18 protein-coding genes are annotated in these 20862 nt (G+C 53.3%); 3 read left to right on the forward strand and 15 right to left on the reverse strand.

Going from position 1 to position 20862, the window contains the following annotated elements; all coding sequences use genetic code 11:
• Positions 1-177: 177 nt before the first annotated feature.
• Positions 178-741 (forward strand): YdeI/OmpD-associated family protein, encoded by a 564-nt coding sequence (locus IE065_RS11150; protein WP_189515030.1) that lies wholly within the window; start codon positions 178-180, stop codon positions 739-741.
• A 472-nt stretch (positions 742-1213) separates the two neighbouring features.
• Here IE065_RS11150 and IE065_RS11155 read toward each other — a convergent pair whose 3' ends face one another.
• A complete protein-coding gene (locus tag IE065_RS11155; RefSeq protein WP_189515032.1) occupies positions 1214-2341 on the reverse strand; it encodes an aminotransferase class I/II-fold pyridoxal phosphate-dependent enzyme in 1128 nt (375 codons plus the stop codon).
• A gap of 107 nt (positions 2342-2448) precedes the next feature.
• On the opposite strand from IE065_RS11155, the gene IE065_RS11160 reads away from it, so the two are divergent.
• Positions 2449-3162: an exosortase-associated EpsI family protein gene (locus tag IE065_RS11160; RefSeq protein WP_189515034.1), complete on the forward strand. Its 714-nt coding sequence runs from the start codon at positions 2449-2451 to the stop codon at positions 3160-3162.
• Positions 3163-3177: 15 nt separating this feature from the next.
• Positions 3178-3738: an LbetaH domain-containing protein gene (locus tag IE065_RS18270; RefSeq protein WP_189515036.1), complete on the forward strand. Its 561-nt coding sequence runs from the start codon at positions 3178-3180 to the stop codon at positions 3736-3738.
• Between the two features lies 1 nt (position 3739).
• Here IE065_RS18270 and IE065_RS11170 read toward each other — a convergent pair whose 3' ends face one another.
• The 14 genes from IE065_RS11170 to IE065_RS11235 all read right to left on the reverse strand — a co-directional run bounded on the left by IE065_RS11170 (position 3740) and on the right by IE065_RS11235 (position 20857).
• On the reverse strand, positions 3740-6229 hold the full coding sequence (locus IE065_RS11170; protein WP_189515038.1) for a LuxE/PaaK family acyltransferase: 2490 nt from the start codon (positions 6227-6229) through the stop codon (positions 3740-3742).
• Positions 6226-7350: an iron-containing alcohol dehydrogenase gene (locus IE065_RS11175; protein WP_189515040.1), complete on the reverse strand. Its 1125-nt coding sequence runs from the start codon at positions 7348-7350 to the stop codon at positions 6226-6228. The genes IE065_RS11170 and IE065_RS11175 overlap by 4 nt, the downstream gene beginning before the upstream one ends.
• Positions 7351-7394: 44 nt before the next feature.
• Entirely contained in the window at positions 7395-8777 is a 1383-nt protein-coding gene (locus tag IE065_RS11180; protein WP_189515042.1) for a class I adenylate-forming enzyme family protein, read from the reverse strand.
• A gap of 45 nt (positions 8778-8822) precedes the next feature.
• A complete protein-coding gene (locus IE065_RS11185) occupies positions 8823-9053 on the reverse strand; it encodes an acyl carrier protein (protein ID WP_189515044.1) in 231 nt (76 codons plus the stop codon).
• Between the two features lie 32 nt (positions 9054-9085).
• Positions 9086-9760, reverse strand: coding sequence for an acetyltransferase (locus IE065_RS11190; RefSeq protein WP_189515046.1), 675 nt, complete (start codon positions 9758-9760; stop codon positions 9086-9088).
• Positions 9761-9774: 14 nt separating this feature from the next.
• Positions 9775-10224: a VOC family protein gene (locus IE065_RS11195; protein ID WP_189515048.1), complete on the reverse strand. Its 450-nt coding sequence runs from the start codon at positions 10222-10224 to the stop codon at positions 9775-9777.
• On the reverse strand, positions 10221-10814 hold the full coding sequence (locus IE065_RS11200) for a sugar transferase (RefSeq protein ID WP_189515050.1): 594 nt from the start codon (positions 10812-10814) through the stop codon (positions 10221-10223). Before IE065_RS11200 ends, IE065_RS11195 begins: the two co-directional genes overlap by 4 nt.
• A 38-nt stretch (positions 10815-10852) precedes the next feature.
• Positions 10853-12160, reverse strand: a complete 1308-nt coding sequence (locus tag IE065_RS11205) for a nucleotide sugar dehydrogenase (protein WP_189515060.1) — start codon at positions 12158-12160, stop codon at positions 10853-10855.
• Between the two features lie 63 nt (positions 12161-12223).
• Entirely contained in the window at positions 12224-14152 is a 1929-nt protein-coding gene (locus tag IE065_RS11210) for a hypothetical protein (RefSeq protein ID WP_189515062.1), read from the reverse strand.
• An 85-nt stretch (positions 14153-14237) separates the two neighbouring features.
• Positions 14238-16697, reverse strand: a complete 2460-nt coding sequence (locus IE065_RS11215) for a DUF4838 domain-containing protein (RefSeq protein WP_189515064.1) — start codon at positions 16695-16697, stop codon at positions 14238-14240.
• Positions 16697-17689 (reverse strand): NAD-dependent epimerase/dehydratase family protein, encoded by a 993-nt coding sequence (locus tag IE065_RS11220; RefSeq protein WP_189515065.1) that lies wholly within the window; start codon positions 17687-17689, stop codon positions 16697-16699. The genes IE065_RS11215 and IE065_RS11220 overlap by 1 nt, the downstream gene beginning before the upstream one ends.
• A 12-nt stretch (positions 17690-17701) precedes the next feature.
• The gene (locus IE065_RS11225) at positions 17702-18598 is read right to left on the reverse strand and encodes an FkbM family methyltransferase (protein ID WP_189515067.1); all 897 of its coding nucleotides are present in this window, start codon (positions 18596-18598) and stop codon (positions 17702-17704) included.
• 32 nt (positions 18599-18630) lie between these two features.
• On the reverse strand, positions 18631-19842 hold the full coding sequence (locus tag IE065_RS11230) for a glycosyltransferase family 4 protein (protein ID WP_189515069.1): 1212 nt from the start codon (positions 19840-19842) through the stop codon (positions 18631-18633).
• Between the two features lies 1 nt (position 19843).
• Entirely contained in the window at positions 19844-20857 is a 1014-nt protein-coding gene (locus IE065_RS11235; protein WP_189515071.1) for a glycosyltransferase, read from the reverse strand.
• Between the last annotated feature and the right edge of the window lie 5 nt (positions 20858-20862).

Below are 20862 nucleotides of genomic sequence, written 5' to 3' on the forward strand. Positions count from 1 at the left end.
CAAACCGGAAGACCAACCTCAGCACAAAGCCCCAACACACCAAGGGATGAACACCCAAAATTGAAATTTTGAAACTTAAACTTGAAATGCCTTCTCATGGAAGTCGGCATAGCCAAGACCGATTCCGTCCAATATTGCGATATTCTCTTGGTCGACACTAAAAGGAGTGCACAACAAATGGCTAAGAAAAACCAAATACATAAATTTGAAGCGGCTCTCCTTCGTCCAGCAAAGACAGGAGACAATGATTCATGGGCATTCGTGGTTTTGCCAAAGAAGATTAGTGAAAATCTGCCGAGACGAGGAAGAACGACAGTGGAAGGAAAAATACACGGACACCCATTTCAGGCGACACTCGAACCGGATGGTCAGCTCAGCCATTGGCTAAAGATAGATGAAAATCTCCAGAAAGCAGCATGCCTTGATATTGGCGAAATAGTCACCTTCGAAATATTCTCCATGGAGAAGGAACCCGAGCCTGAAGTTCCACTTGATCTTCAAGAAGCTCTTTCAACTGTGCCTGAAGCTCATAAGGTTTGGAACAAGACGACGACAATCGCTCGGATAGACTGGATTCACTGGATTGAATCAGCTAAACAATCTCGGACTCGCACAAAAAGAATCAACGATGCTTGTGCGATGCTTTCTGAGGGAAAAAAGAGAGTTTGCTGCTTCGACCCATCTGGCTACTACAGCAAGGCTTTCAAAGCGCCCGAAGCAGCAGTCGTAGTCACACAATGAATTTGGCTAACCATGCGCTGGTATTCATCATGCGTAAAAGATGCTTTTTTTTAATTACCCAAAACAAAGAAGACAAATATGGCTAAAGGACAGGACGCTAAAAAAACCGACAAAAAGAAGCCGGCTAAAACGCCGAAAGAAAAACGCGAAGAGAAGAAGTTAAAAAAAGCCAATAAAAAATAGGCATAACTTCGATCTCAAAGCTAAATTCACCGACATGAATTAGGGCAATAAGCTCTATCATAGTCGTCACTCCCAATGGTGGAACCCGGTGTCCCAACCGGGCTATTCCATCCTTTTGGCGGTGAGGCAGGGCTTGCCCGGTCGGGACACCAAGCTCCACCTTGGACAAACGAAAGCGTAACTGCCTCCCCGCACTGAAGGTGATCCCATTCGAGCCTACTCCACATGCTGCATTGCTCGAAGTCGTTGTCTCTGAAAAGGGCACCCACCCTTTAATTAAACAGGTAGATCAAGAGAGACGTTCTCGCGCAACTGCGATAACTCTGCCTTGCTGTTCAGCACTCAAGCTGCTGCCACTGGGTAAGCAAACACCAGTCTCAAACAATCGATCTGCAACGCCGCGGTTCAGCGTTTCATAGCCTGCACAAGCAGGTTGGCGATGCATTGGTTGCCAAACGGGTCGAGCTTCGATATTTTCCGCTTCCAAGGCGTCAATCATTTCAGTTGAGGTGCACGCGGCCGCCTTACCGAGCGTTAGGCATGTCAGCCAGCGGTTGCATCGGCCCCAAGTTGCCTCAGGCATGAAATCAACTCCTGGCGCATTCCCCAGTTCATCAAAGTAACGGTCAAATATCGCGCGACGGCGGTTGATCATCGAATCCAAACGAGACACCTGCGCCAGTCCCAGCCCCGCCAGCAAATTGCTCATCCGATAATTGTAACCAACCTCATGGTGAAGGTATTCACGGACTGGTGCGCGCGCCTGGGTCGCCAAATGGCGCGCATGCTCGGCGATTTTTGGGTCATTGGTCAAAAGAGCCCCGCCCCCCGAAGTCGTCACGATTTTATTGCCATTAAACGACAAGGCCGCAGCTCGGCCAAATGAACCGGCACCTCGCCCTTGGTAAGTTGCCCCCAATGCCTCGGAGGCGTCTTCCACCACGGACACACCATAACGTTCACAAAGCGGGATAATCGCATCCCAGTTGGCGCACTGTCCATAGACATCGACCACCTGTACTGCCTTGGGCAATTGCCCACGTGCGGCATCACGCTTCAGCATTTCGGCGAGAATATCTGGATCGATCTGCCAACTCTGGGCCTCGCTGTCGATAAACACTGGCTCTGCCCCACAGTAACGGATTGCGTTCACTGAGGCAATAAAGGTCAAGGTCGAGCAGTAAACACGGTCACCCAAGCCAACACCTGCCTCAAGTAGAGCCAAATGCAGTGCAGCGGTACCGGAGGACAGCGCCACAGCGTGCTCGACGCCTGTGACGGCGCACAAGGCCTCCTCAAACTGCTTCAAGTGCGGCCCGACCGGCGCAATCCATCCTGAATCAAACGCAGCAAGCAAGGCCTCACGCTCAGTGGGCGTCATGTCGGGAGAGGATAGGAATATGCGGGATGGGCTCATGAAACGAAACTTTCGGTTGAAAGTTTGGAACGGATGACCGATAATGTCATCTCTATTTACAGCGACTTCTCGCGTTATACGACGAATTCGCAGACACATTTTTTCTCATGCGCAAAATCTTTTTAATCTTCGGTGCCATCATTGCAACGGGCAGCTTTATTGCCCTCGCATACACCGCGTTTTTCTATACTCCGCCAAAGACGATGAGCGGGGAGCTCCAGCAACGCCTATTATCGCAATATGATGGCTGGGAGATTGAAGACCAGCCCTTAGCCGAAACCGAGGCAATGGAGGAAACAGTAGAAGGTATTCTGAATTTCTCACAAGCAGTCTACCGGACATATGTGCGTGGAAAAACACAGATCGGGGTCTATGTCGCCTATTGGGAACCGAAGATGATGCCCGTGCGCCTTGTTCAGTCCCACACACCCGACGTCTGCTGGGTACGCAGCGGTTGGACAATGATCGAGGGCGAAAGCGAATACTCCGTGCCTTGCCGATTGGGCGAGCAGCCACTTTATCCCGCCGAAATACGCACTTTGGAAAAGAACAGTCACACTCAGTACGTTGCCTATTGGCATGTATTGGGTGACGAAATTTACGTCAACCGCTCACGTGCAGGTCAATGGGATCGCTGGGACCCCATCAAAACGCTCTTTACGTATGGGCTTCATCAGCAGCGCGAACAATTCTTCGTCCGAATCAACAGCAATCAGCCAATTGACGAGATCTGGGACCTACCCATCATGCAGGAAATCCTCACTGATTTAGCCGAGTTGACTCTGACCCCGCCCCAAGCCCCCGTGCAGGCACAACTGTAGCCTACGGGAAATATAATGAGCCAGCTCGACATTCAAGGTAATCGTGCAGGGCGGAAACACACATGCAGATACATTGTTCGACGGGGATTATGGGAATGCGGGCGTGTTCTGTTCCGCCTGACTCCAGTCCCTCTTTTCAAACTGCGCTCCGTAATCCTACGCTGCCACGGCGCGCGTATTGGCCGCGACGTACGTATTCATCCGGCAGCCGTCATTTCCTATCCCTGGAATCTTGAGATCGGAGATTTCGCTGCATTGGGTGAAGGCGTGTTCGTGGATAATCACGGCCTCGTCAAGATCGGTCAGCGAGCCACTATTTCCCAATGCGCTCACCTCTGTAGCGGCACTCACGACTACACAGACAAAACAATGCCCCTCTTGATGCCACCGATCACGATTGGCCAAGATGCTTGGATTTGCGCTGGTGTTTTTGTGGGCCCAGACGTCACCATAGGAGATGGGGCCGTGGTTGGAGCACGAGCGGTCGTCGTAAATGACATTGCTCCATGGATGGTTGCTGTGGGCCATCCCGCAAAGGCAATCAAACCGCGGGTATTACAAGACGCCCCTCAATAGCTTACATTGGTCCGCCCAGCGTATACCACTTAACCAATCGATCCAGCGGGAACAATCCGTCCCAAGGCGCTTCAAACAGCGTCATTCGTCCAATATCGGGGAAACGCTCGGCACCGCGTTGAGCGGCTCGGCGCGCAAAGTCGAGCCGCTGCTCACCCGATAGAGCCAGCCCCACCGTCTGAATACTATCATTGATTAGCGGCAACACATTTTCCGCCTGATCAATCGCCCTTATGGTAATCACACGACCATAGCAAGGGGGTGCCAACTCCGCACCGGCATCATCAAGGATCACTGTCCATGCGACTCCAGCCGAACGCCATACGCGACCAGTCAATTCGCCACGGATACGACGTGCTTCCACGCGTGAAGCGTCGTCTGCGCTGATCGGGGGCGATGGAAAGCGCACCAGCGCCTGATCTAATTCAGCGGCTAATTTCGTGGCAAAGTCTTCTGCCGAAAATACCCCGTCACGCTCAATAAATACTGTATGTGGTGAGGCGCATCCCGTCTGTTCGAACACGCATACATCTGTCGCCGCACGGCGGGCAAGTCGTTGAAAGGCGCGCTCGGTTGCCAGTGCCGAACGACCAATCACCATAAAGGATAACTTCGGCCCAAAGATAATATCTTCGGCGCTCACTTTGCGAGGCAAAGTAGACACCGCTTCCACCGCTTCACGCCCTCCCCAAGCCAAACGCACATCGGCTTCGCGTGAAATCGCTTCTGCTGACACACGATCATCTCGATCACAGTAAACGATCGCAAGGGAAGCAAGCAGGTCATCTCCCAATAACGTGCGCCCTCCGGGGGTCTTAATCTCCAACCCACGGAATGATTCCAGCAAGAGCGGCAACACCCGCGTAAACCGGCTCGCGGCTTTCAGTAAGTTGGCATTACGTGCCAGAATAGACTGCACCAGCGTAAGCATTCCAAGCACTGGCACATTGCCCGCAAGCCAATGAACGACTAGCCCACGATGTCGCGCCCCGAGCTGACGCACACGGTTACCGCCGACAGGGCGCGGCCCGTCAAGATAGCTACGATGTCCGCGTAAACTATCGTCTGCCAGCCGCGATAAACGCTCTGGCTGACACCATGAGCTTAGGAAAATCAGGCCTTGTTGGCGAAGCTCTGCCAAGGGTGAATCCGGGGCGACCCAACGCTCCGCTACGGCTGCAATCAGTGCAATCAAGTCATCCACCGAATAAGCATCCAGACGACTACGACCGATGCGTAGTCGCTCAGCCAAGTCAGCCACAGAGTCTACTTTGGGCAATGATTCCATCGCCAACGGCGCATCCCAGCGCGCCTGCGTTGCCGGAGCAGCTTCCGACGAAAATAACAATCGTAAATCGCCCTGCCCTTTAGCCACCCGCTTTCGAGCTGCTGCGACTTTATCGCCCAGAATATCGCCACAGCCTCGAACCTCCGCTTGCTTCGCGCGTCCTAGCACACGAAAGCGCGTCCCTTGCCAGTCGCCAATGGGGTCACGGCCAGTGATCACCCCGATATCATCCGTCAACACCGAGATACCTGGGTAACTGTGAGGAAGGGGTGTTAAAAACTGGAGAAGGCCGGGTTCGCCATCGGGTGCGGGCATTAGCGTTTGCGGATCGCGGACAATCACTTCGGCAAAAGCGGGGGCTGTTTTATCGCCCGTTGGACCATCGGGATAAGTCACACCCATTTGTTCGGTAAAGCCGTAAAAATCCACGACGTTCTCCGGCGGCAACCCAAATACCTTCGCCGCCTTCTCGGCAAATACATCCTTAGACACTGCGCGATCAGCCAATTTCTTCCATCCACCCAAATGAGCCAGATGCGAGCCAGCAGGCAATTGCAAGGTGACTCCCGCATCCGCTAGCGGCTCCAGCGCCAATGAATAAAGCAAATAAGTGAAACCAAATAACAGAACCGGCTCTTCAGAATTTCGCCAATGTGCAGCTAGCTCCTCTAAAACTTTGCGTTGCAAAGTTAGGACACCGTGCTCGGGTGCCACGACATATTCCACCTCGCGGGCAAGATTAAGAAAGCCCTGCACTGCGGCGCTACGCGCTCCCAACATGCCACCACCACTACGCGGGTTGACATCGAACACCGCCACCGGACGACGCTTAGGGCCTAACGCAGCGCTCAATACACCAGCCAATGCGCGAACTTGGCGCTTCGCGGTAATCGCGTCGATCGCAACCGTGCTCGGCAGACCACTAGTGGCTGACGATTGCAACGTTGATTTCACCTGATCGTTCGAAACCGAGCGCAACAAGTCAGCCGACTCCTTGAATGCCTGTACTGGCAAATAAGGAAAATCAGCTAAATCCAGGAAGACGCTCGAACGGACGAGCCCTCGGCCTTCACAGAATCGACGGTAGGCAGCACAGTGGTCAAAGTGATGCTGATAAGCCTCATACATCGCCGCTAAAAGCTGCTTTGTTCGCTCATCAGCCGGCAATGAGTAAGGTGGCGTTTGGAGTAATTGGTCGATCATCGACTGGCCTCCAGCACTTCGGCTACGGCAGCAGCGTCAACATCTCGCGGATTCATTCGAGCACATGGGTCCTCCAACGCGCCAACGGTAATCTGGCCCAAATTAGTGTGAATTTTGTTCGGCAACGCTTCTACTTCTAGCAATGACACCAGCACCTGAATCTGATCGATCAAGCCCGCGGAATTATTGAAGCCCAACACAGCCGCCAAAACATCGTATTTACTACGTGTCGCAGAATTCCCGCAATTAAAGCGAATCGCGGAAGCCAACAACTGGCCTGTTGCCTGTCCATGGGCGACGCCATAACATCCCAACTGGTGTGCGATCGCGTGACCGATGCCGGGGACCTTCTGATTTTGCACCCAGCCAGCCAGCAGTGCTGCATTCATCAAGCGTTGTGCAAGTCCTTCATCGTCCGGTGTACGCCAATAATCAGGGAGTGCTGAAAAAATTTCTGCCGCTGCCTTCTCGGCCAACACATCGGCCAAGGTATTTTCCAGCCGCGATCCGTAGCTCTCCACTGCATGCGCCAGTGCGTCAAGCCCGGCATGCGCAATGACCATAGGCGAACAGCCAATGGCCAATTGCGGATCGAGCACGACGACATCAGGCAACAGTTCATGCGAAATCAAAGCGCGCTTGGTCCCGGTTTCTGAATCAATTAAAAGCGCCGACGAGCTCACCTCCGAACCAGTCCCTGCGGTCGTTGGTGCAGCAGCGAATTTTGCTTTGCCGCGCAAAGTTGGCACGCCGCCCATGCGGAATAATCGATCTCGCGCGACGGCAGGATGCTCGTAAAGCACCCAGGCACTCTTGGCACCGTCTATCACCGATCCGCCACCCACCGCGATAATCCAGTCCGGCTGAAATGTTTCCAATTGCGCCAAGATAGGCGTCAAGACATCCAGCGTCGGTTCCCCGCGTGGCATTTCGATCAGCATTAACGCCTCCGCACCAATCGCACGCTCCAATGCACCACGATGCTTCGTCAATACCGAAGGTGAAACCAACACCGCCGCCTTGGATGCATCGAGTGCTCGCAACGCACCCAATGATCCCGGGCCACTGAAGACTTCTCCAGCAGAAACAAAACGAGGTAAAGGTAGGCGAATTTGCAGCATACGAACAATCAATAGCCTAAGATGAAAGACGAATAAACCAAGCGTCAACCACCACCAGAAATAAGCACTTTCCGCTTGAGCTTACCGCTTTCAGTTCGAGGTAAATGGTCGATGCGGACAAACTGCGTGGGCGTTTCGTAGACTTGCAATTGCCCGCGGCAATATTGCGTGAGCGCATCTGCATCCAACTCGGAAGCGGCGACATAGTACGCGACGACCGAATCACTGCCCACCACCGCGCACTCAGACAAACCGGGGAATTGCTCCAACACACGCTCAACAGCGAGCGGGTTGATTTTATAACCGCCGAAATTAATGATGTCGTCAATTCGGCCAGTAATGTAGAGGTAGCCATCGGCGTCAAAACGACCCAAGTCGCCAGTATGCAGCACGCCAGCGCTTAGTGCGGATTCCGTTGCGGCAAGATCACGCCAATAGCCTGGCGTCACCGTCGGCCCGCCAATTAGCACTTGGCCATCGGCGTCCAGTTGAAGATCAACGTCCTTCATCGGACGCCCCACGGAACGATAGCGCCCTGGACCCTCGCGAGTGAGCGAAATAAACGTCGAGCGCGAAGCCTCCGTCAGCCCATAATAGACCAAAACATTAAGCTGCGGCAGTAAGGCCTGAAGCTGCGCTGCGCGCTCTGGAGGAAGTGGAGCTGAGTTGACAACCATGAACCGTAGCCTTTGCGCACGTTCGGCAAAGGCTTCGCCATAACGATCAAGCAACAAAGCGATGCCAAGCGGCGTAGTCGGAAAACCAGTCGCGCCAAACTCTTTTATTGCCTTCAATACACGGCCAACGCGGGCCAAGCCAGGTTCCAAATAAACCGCCCCCCCGGCCAGCAGATTGCAATATACATGCCCAAGACCAAAATTGTGCGATAGAGGCAGCGTAATGACTTCACGGTCTTGCTCAGTATAACCGATAAAATCTACAATGTTCCGTAACGCAGCGAAGATGTTGGCATGGGTCAGCATAACGCCCTTAGGTTGCCCCGTCGTGCCTGTTGTAAACATGAGCGCTGCTAGATCATCAGCGGCACAGTTTACTGGCGAAACGAGCGGCGTAGCGGCCTCAATTTCGCCCCAAGACGAATTCGCATCCAACGAACATTTCGGCTCGGCGCTGGCTATAATAGCAGCCACCTGTGGAGGCGTTAGCGCGGGGTCCAACGGCACTGAAACCGCTCCCGCCGACTGGACACCGAAATGTGCCACCACAAAGCGAACACTGTTCGGCAAATGCACAGCGACGCGATCCCCCGGTCGTATCCCCTCCCCTACAAGCCATGCCGCAACACGAGCGGACTGCTCTGCCAGCTCGGCATAAGTTAGCGAGCCACTGGCGTCAGCAACTGCTTCACGTGTTGGCCAATGAAGCGCGCCTTGGACGATAATGTCCGATAGTTTATGCAAAGCCAAGTGGGTCACTGTGTAAAAATCCCCTCCCACCCAATGCCAATCGGCTTAGCGTGCCGAATAGCGTTTGAGCGCATCCTGAAAATCGCCCACCGTTTCCAGATCTACGGCATCGGCGACATCAAAGGTGATGCGAAACTCGCGTTCGATCGTCATGATGAGATTCATGTGCGCAAGAGAATCCCATTCAGGAATGTCGCCCGCACCGAGGTCATCCGAATACTGGCTCGGATCAATCTTGAGTTGGGCAATGACGAGGTCGCGAAGTTTATCTTGCATGGTATTTGAACAGAAGGTCGGCAGCGGCGTTGTCAAGCGCGAGGTTTTTCGTCACGCCGTTTCCGAGAAAAAACAGGCCGTCCGGGCATCGTCGCCAAGGTCACACCAGACTCAACATCGCTGGCAGCAAATGTGTTGGCGGAAACCAACGCGTAATCGCCAATGGACACACCGGGCTGGAGAACTGCGTTACTGCCGAGAAATGCGCCACGCCCGACTCGGCAACGCCCAGTCACCACCACGCCGGGACAAAGCTGCGCGCCATCGCCGATGATAGCCTCGTGTCCCACGACCGCAGAAACGTTGATCAGCGCCTGCGCTCCGATAACGGTCTGAGGTGCGATCGAGGCAAAGTGGCCGATGAAGCTTCCGAGTCCAATCTGGGCATCGGAAGCGATTTCCGCCTTTGGGCTGATGAGTGAGGCTGGCGTTAAGCCCAGTGCAATTAGTTCATCGGCCAACCGCAAGCGCACGCGATTATCTCCAATAGCAATATGAAAGGCCGTACCCGACGGAAGTTGCTGGGCTGCCACATCGGGCGTCCCGAGGACAGGCAAGCCGCCTATTGTTTCCCCAGCAGAAACCGAGTCATCGGCAAGTCCAACGAGGTGCCAGTCGGCCGATTTAACGGTATTCATGGCCTCAGCGAGCCAAATAGCCTCCAAGGCGAAACCGCCAGCGCCAATAATGAGTAAGGGTGTGGACATGATGAATCGATGGGCTAGTCGGCGAGCGAATGGTTCAGTTGATAAGAGCCAGGACCGGGTGAGATCAGTTCAATGAGTCCACGTAGGGGATCGTGGAACCACATAATTCGTCGTCCAAAGGCAACACCGATTGCCGGTTTCCCCAACGGAACACATCCGCCAGACCGAAGTGTCTGAATCGATGAGTCGAAATTATCCACTGCGTAAGCCACGTGATGCAGCGATACTTTGCGCTGTAAAGCACGCTGTAAATGACTGTCGGTAGAGTCAGGGCTTATCAGTTCAATCCAATGCGAGGCACTCGGTTGACGCAACAAACAAACCAACGCCTGCTGGCCAGCATCGTGGATGATTTCGCCGTCCAATTCGTAACCATAAACATCAACCCAATGCTGACGCGCCGTATCGATATTCTCGACGAGGTAACCAATGTGATGCAGACGAAAAGTTGAATCATGACTCATTGTTGGTCTCCCATAAACTCTGGCATGGTGTCGGCTCCGGCGGGTGACACGCCCTCACGCCGCAGCACTTTACCAAGAGTCATCGCAATAATTTTGAGATCAAGGATGAAGCTCCGATGATCGACATACCAGACATCGAGACGGAAACGCTCCTCCCACGTAATAGCATTTCGGCCATTAACTTGAGCCCAGCCAGTAATTCCCGGACGCACGGCATGGCGGCGAGCCTGCTCTGGAGTATAACGCACCAGGTAACGCACGAGCAGTGGGCGAGGCCCGACAAAACTCATTTCACCACGTAAGATATTCCAAAGTTCCGGTAACTCATCCAAACTGACACCGCGCAACCAGCGTCCAAACGACGTTAACCGCTGTGAATCGGACAATGGATTACCCATTTGGTCGCATGCATCCGTCATCGTTCGGAATTTGATTAAGTTAAACACGTGGCCATTGAGTCCCGGTCGAGGCTGGATAAAAAAAATCGGGCTCCCCAACTTAATACGCACTAAAATGCATAAAAGAACCAGCAATGGCGATAATGCAAACAGGAGCGTCGCAGCAAAAAGGAAATCAAACACGCGCTTCATGGATATGCATTTTAGCCGCTCATTGGGCCAGTTCCAGATTACAAACGCCAATATTCAAACCCGGCAGCTTTCGCCTCGTCGCGTCCAAACATGCCCCGCACATCGATCAAGCTAGGCCGCTCAGGTGAGCATCGAGCTCGCAACGCATCGAGTTTAAGTGTTTCACAAAAATGTCGGTGACGAACGGCGGCAAGGATACCATCAAATTCACCTTCTGGCGGCAGATCTGAAAGTATTTCCACGCCATATTCCTCCATGACTTCTTCGGGGTCAGCCAAAGGATCGCACACGATTGGTTGCACGCCAAACTGCGTCAAATGCTGATAGACATCGACGACGCGGGTATTGCGGGTATCGGGCACATTTTCCTTAAAGGTCCAGCCGAGGATCAAAACGCGGGCACCTTTCACCATACTGCCAGATTGGATCAACCCATGAATAATTTGCTGCCCGATGTATGCTCCCATCCGATCATTGATACGCCGACCGGCGAGAATCAAATCTGGATGCAAGCCGACCTCTTGCGCCTTGTGCGTCAGGTAATACGGGTCCACGCCAATACAATGACCGCCCACCAAGCCAGGTTGGAACGGTAGGAAATTCCATTTGGACCCGGCAGCGCGGAGCACGGCGTCGGTGGGGATTTCCAACCGGTCAAAGAGCACCGCCAGTTCATTCATGAGGGCAATATTCAAATCACGCTGGGTGTTTTCAATTACCTTGGCGGCTTCTGCTACCTTGATGCTTTCGGCGCGATGCACTCCGGCAATGATCACACTCCCATAAAGTTCGGCCAGATAATCAAGTGTCTCAGGAGTATCTCCCGCCACTACTTTAGTAATCTTTTCCACCGTATGTTCACGGTCACCAGGATTGATTCGCTCTGGCGAATAACCTACGAAAAAGCCTTCGCGCCACTTCAAGCCACTGCTTTCGGTAAGAATCGGTACGCAAACCTCCTCCGTTAAACCAGGATAGACCGTGGATTCATAAACGACGATGGCCCCATTTTTCATGTGTCGGCCCACCATTTTACTAGCGGCGCAAACAGCGGTCAGGTCAGGACGGCGATAGACGTCAATTGGAGTCGGCACCGTAACGATAAAAACGTCTACCTTGGTTAAGAGAGCGGCGTCCGTCGTCAACTCCAGTGTGCTCTTTTCCAGGTCTTCAGGACTGGCCTCACCGGTGACATCCAAGCCCGACTTCAGTTGAGTCACTCGCGACTCACTGATGTCAAAGCCAATCACATTGAAATGGCGCGCTAGACAGATCGCCAATGGCAAGCCCACGTACCCCAAACCAATAACCGCGATGCGGGCTTCATTCAAAGGGGAAAAACTCATACAGAAATTCGATTATTTAAACGGTCCATCATAACCATGCGCATGAATGCGCCAATGGAAAAATTACTTCGGTATAGAAGGTTTTTGAGGCTCCTGCTGTCCTTCATGTGTCTCATGCATGATTTCATCGGTTACCGTGCTCCAGAGACTCAGGAGTACGCCTCGCCGAGCAGTGATTTCGCGGATCCGGGATTCATTAACCTCGAGCAGATCCGCCGTGATAACAATTTCGTCGATATCGTGGGAACCCAGAATATCTTCTAGCTCTTCCAAATGCCCGAGCACACGGACCCCATGCACGAATCGACGACGCAGATTCACATCATCATCAATAAAGCCGATGATTTTACGCGTGGCCATTTCATCTGGATGAACTAGTCGAAGCTCACGCAGGTAAAGCGCACCACGGTTACCAGCACCATAAAGCAGTATATGCCGGACGACATAGCGACTCGCTGCCCGCTCATTCAGCGCAGATATCATCATCCACTCCCGTAAGGTCTGAGTGATCACCCGCACTCCAAAAATCCCGAACATACTGAAGTAGGCGAACATAATGCTGATGCGGAGGTTCTCGGTTTTCAGATCCGCATCCGCTGCCGATAGAAAGGCAAATGTCAGCAGCACACCAACTGTAAGCGAAAAGAATAAAATTAGGTAATCACGAAAATTGCTGCGCGACCAGACCCTTGAATAGGTGTGTCCCAATACCAACATTAAGAATACTGGAGAAATCCAAACTGGAAGCAATTGTGCCCATTCTCCCACGCCCAACCCCATCATTGCGGGGTATTGTAGCAACATTGCAGCCACCAGCGATATCGAGAGCCAGATTAAGTCGCAAACCGGATATACGATCATACCGATCACTGCACGCCCCGGACGCTTAATGCCCTCTGCCAAAAGACGCCCAGTATCCCAGATTTCGACGTGCACCACGTGCCGCACAACGACGTATACACCCGAAATAAACACGATGAGAAAGAGCCCGACCAACGCCTTGCTCATGAAAATAGAAAACAACCCAATCGCTACCAGCAACAAGTTACCCATGTAGAGAATAACCGCGACTTTGCGCTGCGAGAACCCGGCTTCTAACAGACGGTGGTGCAGGTGCTCCTTGTCCGCCCCCATGATCTTTGGACCTTCTTCCCCCCCCCCCAGTTTGGCAGTCAAACGCCGAGCTGAACGCCGCCAAATCGCAAGGATTGTATCCATGATCGGCACGCCAGCGGCAAGAAAAGGTACCCCAATGCTCACTAGCACCGTAGATTTGCCCGCACTCTCCAAAGCAAGCGAGGCCAATGCAAACCCCAAGAACATGGAGCCAGTGTCTCCCAGAAAAATGCGCGCCGGATGAAAATTGTAACGAAGAAAACCCAAAACCGAACCGATCAGCGCCAAAACAATGAGAGAATCTGCTGGCTCCGCACGCAGCAGGAAGGCCGCACCTATACCTAGGCTAGAAATAATCGCCAAACCACCACAAAGGCCATCCAGCCCATCAATCAGATTGAACGCGTTGATTAGCGCAACACACCAGACAATAGTCAGGATCAGATTAATAAACCAAGGGAAGTCTATCCCCAGCATGTGATCGAACCCTTTACCCGAGAGAAAGAACAAGACGCAACTGGCAGCAATTTGACCTCCCAGCTTAATAATTGGACTCGTTCCTTTTATATCGTCCCAGATACCAACTGCACAGAGGATCGAAGATGCTGCCAAGAAACTGAGCCACCACTGCTCATCCAGTCGTCCAGTAAAGGTCCAAGGCCAAATATAGGCGTACAGACAAACCGCAGCGAAATTGAAGGCCAAGAATACCGCAACTCCCCCAGCCCTAGGTATCGGCGTTTTGTGGATACGACGCTCATCCGGCATGTCAATCATGCCCAAACGCGGCCCGAGCCATATCATGACTCGCGTGAGGATCAGCGATACAGCAAAGCCGACGCCAAAAACCACGAAGTATTTCGACAACTCATTCATGCTGGATTGGAAAGAGGAATATATTCAACGCACTGTAGGTACCCTCTAGTCACGGATGGGTGCAAGCTGAAATGATTACCCCAGATCATTCGGAAAAAGCCATGCTCTCGTCAGAACCCATACGATATTGCAAATCAATCCCATTAATTTCGATCCAGTCATCAGGAAACTGATCAGAAACATTAACCTGAACACAAACATGTGTCATCCCCTCAGGCATAGGGGTCATTGCTGCCAGAGTTACCCATTCAGCGAACTCTCCCGGGTAAAGACGGTCGCGGCGTATTGGGGAGGAAAAGTTGCCCTTAGCATCCATAAAATAAAGTTGGATCTCTGCTTGGCTACCAGGGCTGATAACGCCTCGCATTAATGCTTCCATCCGAAATTCGCCCTGAACTCCCGGTTGGATTTCAAGCCAGCGTAGCATTACGAAATAATCGGCTCCACTAACCCGCAGACGCCCTTCTGGGCCCGCGATGCGGATGACATGCATATTCTCAGCATGCGAAGCCTTTGTGGCCCATCCCCGCACAAAACGGGTCGGATCAATCGATTCCGGACCACCGCCTAAGAGGTCTCCCTCAAAAATCGGCCCGCCAAAATCTTCCATCGCCACGCTTTCCCAACCGGTCGACCAGCGCGCAGCTGGATTTAGGTGATCCAACTGATTGATGAAATTTGCCGCAGAAGGAAACATATCTTTCTTGCTTTCCAGCCAATTTGAATGAGCGGCCCTAAAGGCAACCAGCTCCTCGGTAGGCCTTCCAACGCCCGAGGATGGATAAGGCACCTCGCGCCAAGCCTCATAGAGAGTGGCCCCCGCCTGAGTCACCGCCCACGCTTCCTGAGTTTGTGCGATCAGTGACATCACTCGCGCCCGATCAGCCGACTCGGAAATCGCGTTTGCGCGCGCAGTCGCTTCATCAAGCAAACCGTTCATTTCGTCGCATTTAGCAGGCGGGAACAGGGCAAACTGGTCTGGATTGTCCCAATATTTCAGCCACATGCCCTCGCCCGGCTGCGTCATCCAAGCCACTTCGCATGCATCAAAGAACGCGGCCATTGATTCTGCCGCAGGACCATACGTCGCTTGAAAATAGTGTTTCAGCAGCTCGCGATGATTTTGTTCAACTCCCCATGCTAATTGCCCTGCAAGCCAATACTTGGGGCCATCGAACCCCCACACAGGTCGGCCGGAAAAAAAGACCCCACGACCACGATGATCCCAGAGCCAGCCCAAGCTTTCCGCCATGATTGTTGGAAAATACCGGGGGATCAGGAAAGGCTGCCCTTGATAGTATTCCCAAGCACCCAGCATGCGCGGGCCCGCCTCGCTCCAGGCGGTGATCAGGGCCTCGTCATCTGCCCGGTATTGTGGGTCGTACCACTGGCTTTGGTCCGAGCAGAGATAAGGCATTATGCGTGCATTGACCGCGAAATCGGGGGGGGGCTCCGCCCACATATAGGCAAGTTGCGTGATGTAAGGGGGGGGGGGGGAATTATTGGTTTCGGAGTCATCCGTAGTGAGTTCAGCAACGCGGTCCGTGAAGCCGAACACTAAATTCGAGAAATTCGGCTTGCCTCGGAAATACGCCCAGGGCGTGAGTGCGTCTCGGGTGGGGGGGGAGTCGTCGTAGCGGATGGAGTCGTTCGTGGCCAAGGAAACGGTCAATAAATCAGCGTTCGCTTGGGCATGTTTTGTTACATAATCCGCCGCAAATGTCACCACTTCGGGATTTATTAAGTCGGGCTGCGACCCACTGCCCTTAATGTCACTCAGTGGGGACCTTTTACCAAAGCGCCAGGCCCGCCACTCTTCATTATCAGCCATCACGCCGGGCGTAAAAATCCGATACAGGTTGTGGTTAAAGTCGAAATGGGCGCTCGCTCCATTGCGCAAGGCCCAAAGGCCGTCCGCTTGGTCAACTCTCAAGCCACCGCCGAGCAGGAATTTGCGGTCGTAAAAGTCTGGTTGCAGTGTGCGACGCCCTCCGCGTAAAGCGAATCGCTTTGGTTGGGGAATCACTTCCCCGCTCTCACCCGGCTGCACCCAAATGCAGCCCAAATCCTCCTGTAGAAAGCGATAAACGCCGCTGCGGGTGGCTTCAGCCGTCGTTCCATTGATAACCAATCGGTGCGGATGCGCGAGAACCTCTGTTCGCTCCCACGAATCCGAATCGAGCAGCTCGCGCCGGGTTTGCCCAGTCATTGGGCGACCATCCACAGTCCCATAAACGCCATCCAGCCGCGCCCGAATGGTCTCCCCAATGAAGATTCCATGCGCTGTAATCGTGTCCGTCGGCTCTGGAGCCACGGGCCAATCGCACTGAGCGGCAATGCCAAGAATGCGGGCAAAGTCTTCTGCAACCTGCCGCACGGGTGAGCCCGCCTGTTCGTGCGCCGAATAATAGACCGGGCCAATAATCGTATCCGCGCTCCACAGAAGAACGATTTCGTTATCGGTTGGCGACGTGCGCGGACCCTTCGCCCAAAGCGCCAGTGGAAGCGCAAACAGACAAAGTAATATTGCGCGAAAAAGAATCATTATAAGGAAGCTCGCCCTGCCCTCATTTCGTTCTCAATCCAAGCGTAGGTCTGTGCCAGCCCCTCACGAAGCCGAATCGATGGTGCCCAGCCGAGACGCTCTTGGATCATCGCATTGTCACTGCATCGACCACGGACTCCCTTGGGCGCGTCGAGCTCGTAGCGCCGCTTGAGCGTTACGCCCGCAATGGATTCCACCATGCTAACGAGTTCATTGATGGTGACCAGCTCATCGCTCCCCAGATTAATCGGGTCCACCACATCACTTGCCATGATTTTATCGATCCCCATCACGCAATCGTCAATGTAGGTAAAAGAGCGCGTCTGCTCGCCATCTCCCCAGATGACGATTTCCAGCGGGCCAAAAAGCTTGGCGGCGGCCACCTTACGGCAGATCGCGGCGGGTGCCTTTTCCCGTCCACCGTCAAACGAACCATGCGGACCATAGACATTATGGAATCTGGCCACACGGGTTTGCAGTCCAAAATCTTCACGGAAGTGACGGCACATGCGCTCACTGAAAAGCTTTTCCCAGCCGTAACCATCTTCTGGCTCTGCGGGATAGGCATCCGCCTCCTTGAGCCCGGGATTGTGAACATCGAGCTGCTTGCCAGCCGCGTAAACACAAGCCGAGGAAGCGTAGAAATAATCTCGTGCGCCCGCATCCCGAGCCGCCATCAGTAGATGGGTATTGATAAGGACGCTGAGCATGCAGAGTGCCCGGTTGTTCTCGATGAAACCCATGCCACCCATATCCGCCGCCAGATTGTAAACAGCGCCACATTCGGCGACCGCCTCCTGACAGACTGCCAAATGCTGAAGGTCGAGCACCTGATTTTCCACATCGTCAAAACGCTGATGCCACTGATCCAACGGCTTATGATCCACCGCACGGATGTGGGCACCGCGCCGACGCAGGTGGTCAATCCAATGGCCGCCAATGAAGCCGCCGCCGCCCGCAACTAAGATGAGTGGAGTTGAGAATCGCCCCATGCCAATATTAGGCTATAATTGAGTACCCAAAACCGTGTATTTCTTAGCACTTTTCAGCCTTTCCTGCACGTAGTCATGATCCCTAATAAAGATAGTATTACCTTTCTCACTGCTACCACTCTTAAGAGGAGTCAATTTCCTCATAAATGGATCATAGCTATAGGCCTGAAACCCCTTACTAGTGAGTAAATTGATGATCAACGATTCATCATACCCATATCGCATACCAAGCTCGTTTGTTTCCAAAATCAGGCATTTTAGAGAGGATGAATCCAGAATCGAATCCGCGCCTTGTAATACTGGCCATTCATAGCCCTCAACATCAATCTTCATTAAGGCTGGAGACACATTCGCTAATTCGTCATCTAAACGCGTGACCGGAACTGAGATCATGTCAACCGCTTGCTCCTGCTCACCCTCGGAAATGGCATGATTCATCGTATCCCTACCAGACGTAAACTTCAATTCCCCCTTTTCCGCACCGACGCCTTTATTAATACAAACAACAATGTCCTCCATTTTATTGAGGCGCACATTATCGACTAGTCGCGAGTAAGTCGTGGGTATCGGCTCAAAAGCATAACCATGCGCTCCAACAACGGCACAAGCTAAGACGGTGTATGAACCTACGTTTGCTCCAACATCAATGAAGACATCCTCATCTCTTAGGAAATGTAATAGGAATCCCATGTCCGTAAACTCATGTAGCCCACAATAGACATTTCCGGTTAGACCGGTCTCTCCGGGATGTACGAGAATCCTTGAGCCGTTTATCCAATTATATGCAATAGCGCCTGGAGCGATTCGGCTGGAAATTTGCCATTTTGCAAAACGCATCAATGCCTGCACTGACGCCCCCTTATTCATGGGATGATCCAAAATACTTTTTAGAATGCGGAGTAAAAGCATAACAATTTGTTAAGAAATAAATGACTACTGTATTATTCAATACAAACACTAAATTTGTCCATGAGATACGCCTTCCCCATGCCTTCCTCAAGCGCCCGGTGTCCCGCTTCGCCCTTGGCCTTTAAGACCTCCGGAGACAAATCCGCCAAGGAACGCAGAAGACGCTCTGCTTCATCTACCGCCCCATGATCAACACGCCAACCGCAATTGCGCGCGGCCAGTACATCGGCAATGTGGCAACGCTCCGGCCCCAAGAGCAGGATCGGCTTGGCCAAGGCCAGTGCGGCATAATACTTACAGGGGTGGACGATGCCCGCCATGTTGTCGCCCATGCTGACCAAGTGCACGTCTGCCGCCGATAGGGAATACTTAATCTGATCGAGCGGCAGATACGACAACGAGCGGATGTTGCTCGGGCGATGCTCAACCATCAGCGCCTCCAGTTCTTCCTTCCCTACCCCGCCGCCAATGAACAGAAATACGATGTCTTCGCGGTCCTGCATGCGCAAGGCTGCTTGAAAAATCGTACTGAGCGGGTGGACCATGGAATGGTTACCACTGTACATCACCACAAATTTGCCATCTAGCTGATGCTCTTTCCGAAAGGGATTCTCGGCATGGGCAATCTTTTCCAGATGGCCCTCCATCGGCCAAGGTGGGATGTCGTGGAAACGCGCGGGACTGGTGGATAGTTTTTGGCGCATCGTCGCCTCCATGTAGCGATCCAAAACGATGACATCGGACGCACGCGCGAGGACCCGCTTGTTTCCCCATTCCAGCAGCCGTGCCATAGGTGAGTTAGCGGTAACCTTGCCCATTACGAGTGCCTGGTCCGGGTTGATATCCATGACCCAATATTTCAGGGGGACGCGCCGCACCAGGCTTATTGCCCAGCCCAAGATGCCGCCCATCGGCGGAGAGGTCGTCACCAAAACTGCATCTAGTTTACGCGTAAAAACCGCATGAATAAATGCCTGTGCGCAGAAGAGTAATTGGCCAGCTAAGCGCTGCTTCATGCTGGCCTTGCCCAACGACGAAAATGGCAAGCGGCGAATAGAAACCCCGCCCAGTTCTTCGTGAGAGGGAAAACGCTGCGTGGGATCGTCATAGCCATGATCCGCAGTGAGCACCCGAACTTGCCAATCGCGCTCCGCTAAGGCCTCGGCAGCCTCGGCCATGTATTGGCCCACGGCCGCCGGATCGGGCACGTAGACTTGGCTGATCATGAGGAGACGTTTTTTCATTTTAAGCGATGGCGGCGTAAACAGCTTCATATTGGCGGGCGACCGAAGAAGCCGTAAAACGCTGGGCATTGGCAAGGCCCTTCTCAATTAAATCGGCGCGTAAACTTGGCTCAGCGAGAAGACGCTTCATGCCTTCGCGTATGTCGTCGACACTCATTGGATCCACCAAAAGCGCCCCCTCCCCCGCTGTCTCAGGCATGGCGCAGGTGTTGGAGGTAATCACCGGTCGCCCAATTGCCTGCCCTTCAACAATTGGCAAACCAAACCCCTCAAAGGTTGAAACCAACGACACAATATCCGCTGCCTGATATTCTTCAAAAATCTCGTCCGCCGTCAGCTTCGCGGCAGTCGTGTAGCGGACGCCATGCTTGGCCAACGCCGCATTCTGAGACTCGCTTAGCTGTCCAATAATTCGCAGTTCGACCGGCAGACCACCCACGGCTTCGGCCAAGCGTTCGATGTTCTTGTTCGTCTTCGTTCCCAAGCAGAGAACACGTGGATTACTTTCGGGAAATACTTTGGGCGAATAAACGAAGCGGGCCGAAACGGGATCAGGAATCACCCAAGCGTGCTTAATCGGAAAGCCGACCAACGACTCAACTGATTCACGAGCGAAGGTGGAAATAAAAGTAACGGCAGCGGCGCGACGAATCGGCCAAGTATACCAGAGGCAGCGGAAAATCGCCTGCTTCCATCCACGAAAGGCGTTGGTGTCGCCACTGTCATGAATCGTCAGCACGAGACCGCGTCGTGGTAATGCGAGCGCCAGATAATGTACCTCGCCCGTAATGTGATTCACCACGCATTGGCTGCGCCGAGCCTGTCGGACATTGGCCCACATCGCGGATGGCGAAGCACGTCGGTGAGGACAGTAGAACGCCTCTTGCTGAATCCCCTCGGACAAGGCACCACGCACGTCAGAAAATACCTGCTCCAAGCTGAAAGCGCAGCCTTCTTGGCGATAATGATAGGCGACGGATGGCATCACCCGCTTGTCTGTTTTATTGGCGATCATACCAC

The organism is Cerasicoccus arenae (assembly GCF_014651635.1).
Classification (GTDB): domain Bacteria; phylum Verrucomicrobiota; class Verrucomicrobiia; order Opitutales; family Cerasicoccaceae; genus Cerasicoccus; species Cerasicoccus arenae.

What these genes read in the sequence shown, in the direction of transcription:
- IE065_RS11150 (WP_189515030.1), top strand. Translation starts at nt 178, where the DNA reads ATGGCTAAGAAAAACCAAATACATAAATTTGAAGCGGCTCTCCTTCGT.
- IE065_RS11155 (WP_189515032.1), bottom strand. Translation starts at nt 2,341, where the DNA reads ATGAGCCCATCCCGCATATTCCTATCCTCTCCCGACATGACGCCCACT.
- IE065_RS11160 (WP_189515034.1), top strand. Translation starts at nt 2,449, where the DNA reads ATGCGCAAAATCTTTTTAATCTTCGGTGCCATCATTGCAACGGGCAGC.
- IE065_RS18270 (WP_189515036.1), top strand. Translation starts at nt 3,178, where the DNA reads ATGAGCCAGCTCGACATTCAAGGTAATCGTGCAGGGCGGAAACACACA.
- IE065_RS11170 (WP_189515038.1), bottom strand. Translation starts at nt 6,229, where the DNA reads ATGATCGACCAATTACTCCAAACGCCACCTTACTCATTGCCGGCTGAT.
- IE065_RS11175 (WP_189515040.1), bottom strand. Translation starts at nt 7,350, where the DNA reads ATGCTGCAAATTCGCCTACCTTTACCTCGTTTTGTTTCTGCTGGAGAA.
- IE065_RS11185 (WP_189515044.1), bottom strand. Translation starts at nt 9,053, where the DNA reads ATGCAAGATAAACTTCGCGACCTCGTCATTGCCCAACTCAAGATTGAT.
- IE065_RS11190 (WP_189515046.1), bottom strand. Translation starts at nt 9,760, where the DNA reads ATGTCCACACCCTTACTCATTATTGGCGCTGGCGGTTTCGCCTTGGAG.
- IE065_RS11195 (WP_189515048.1), bottom strand. Translation starts at nt 10,224, where the DNA reads ATGAGTCATGATTCAACTTTTCGTCTGCATCACATTGGTTACCTCGTC.
- IE065_RS11200 (WP_189515050.1), bottom strand. Translation starts at nt 10,814, where the DNA reads ATGAAGCGCGTGTTTGATTTCCTTTTTGCTGCGACGCTCCTGTTTGCA.
- IE065_RS11205 (WP_189515060.1), bottom strand. Translation starts at nt 12,160, where the DNA reads ATGAGTTTTTCCCCTTTGAATGAAGCCCGCATCGCGGTTATTGGTTTG.
- IE065_RS11210 (WP_189515062.1), bottom strand. Translation starts at nt 14,152, where the DNA reads ATGAATGAGTTGTCGAAATACTTCGTGGTTTTTGGCGTCGGCTTTGCT.
- IE065_RS11215 (WP_189515064.1), bottom strand. Translation starts at nt 16,697, where the DNA reads ATGATTCTTTTTCGCGCAATATTACTTTGTCTGTTTGCGCTTCCACTG.
- IE065_RS11220 (WP_189515065.1), bottom strand. Translation starts at nt 17,689, where the DNA reads ATGGGGCGATTCTCAACTCCACTCATCTTAGTTGCGGGCGGCGGCGGC.
- IE065_RS11225 (WP_189515067.1), bottom strand. Translation starts at nt 18,598, where the DNA reads ATGCTTTTACTCCGCATTCTAAAAAGTATTTTGGATCATCCCATGAAT.
- IE065_RS11230 (WP_189515069.1), bottom strand. Translation starts at nt 19,842, where the DNA reads ATGAAAAAACGTCTCCTCATGATCAGCCAAGTCTACGTGCCCGATCCG.
- IE065_RS11235 (WP_189515071.1), bottom strand. Translation starts at nt 20,857, where the DNA reads ATGATCGCCAATAAAACAGACAAGCGGGTGATGCCATCCGTCGCCTAT.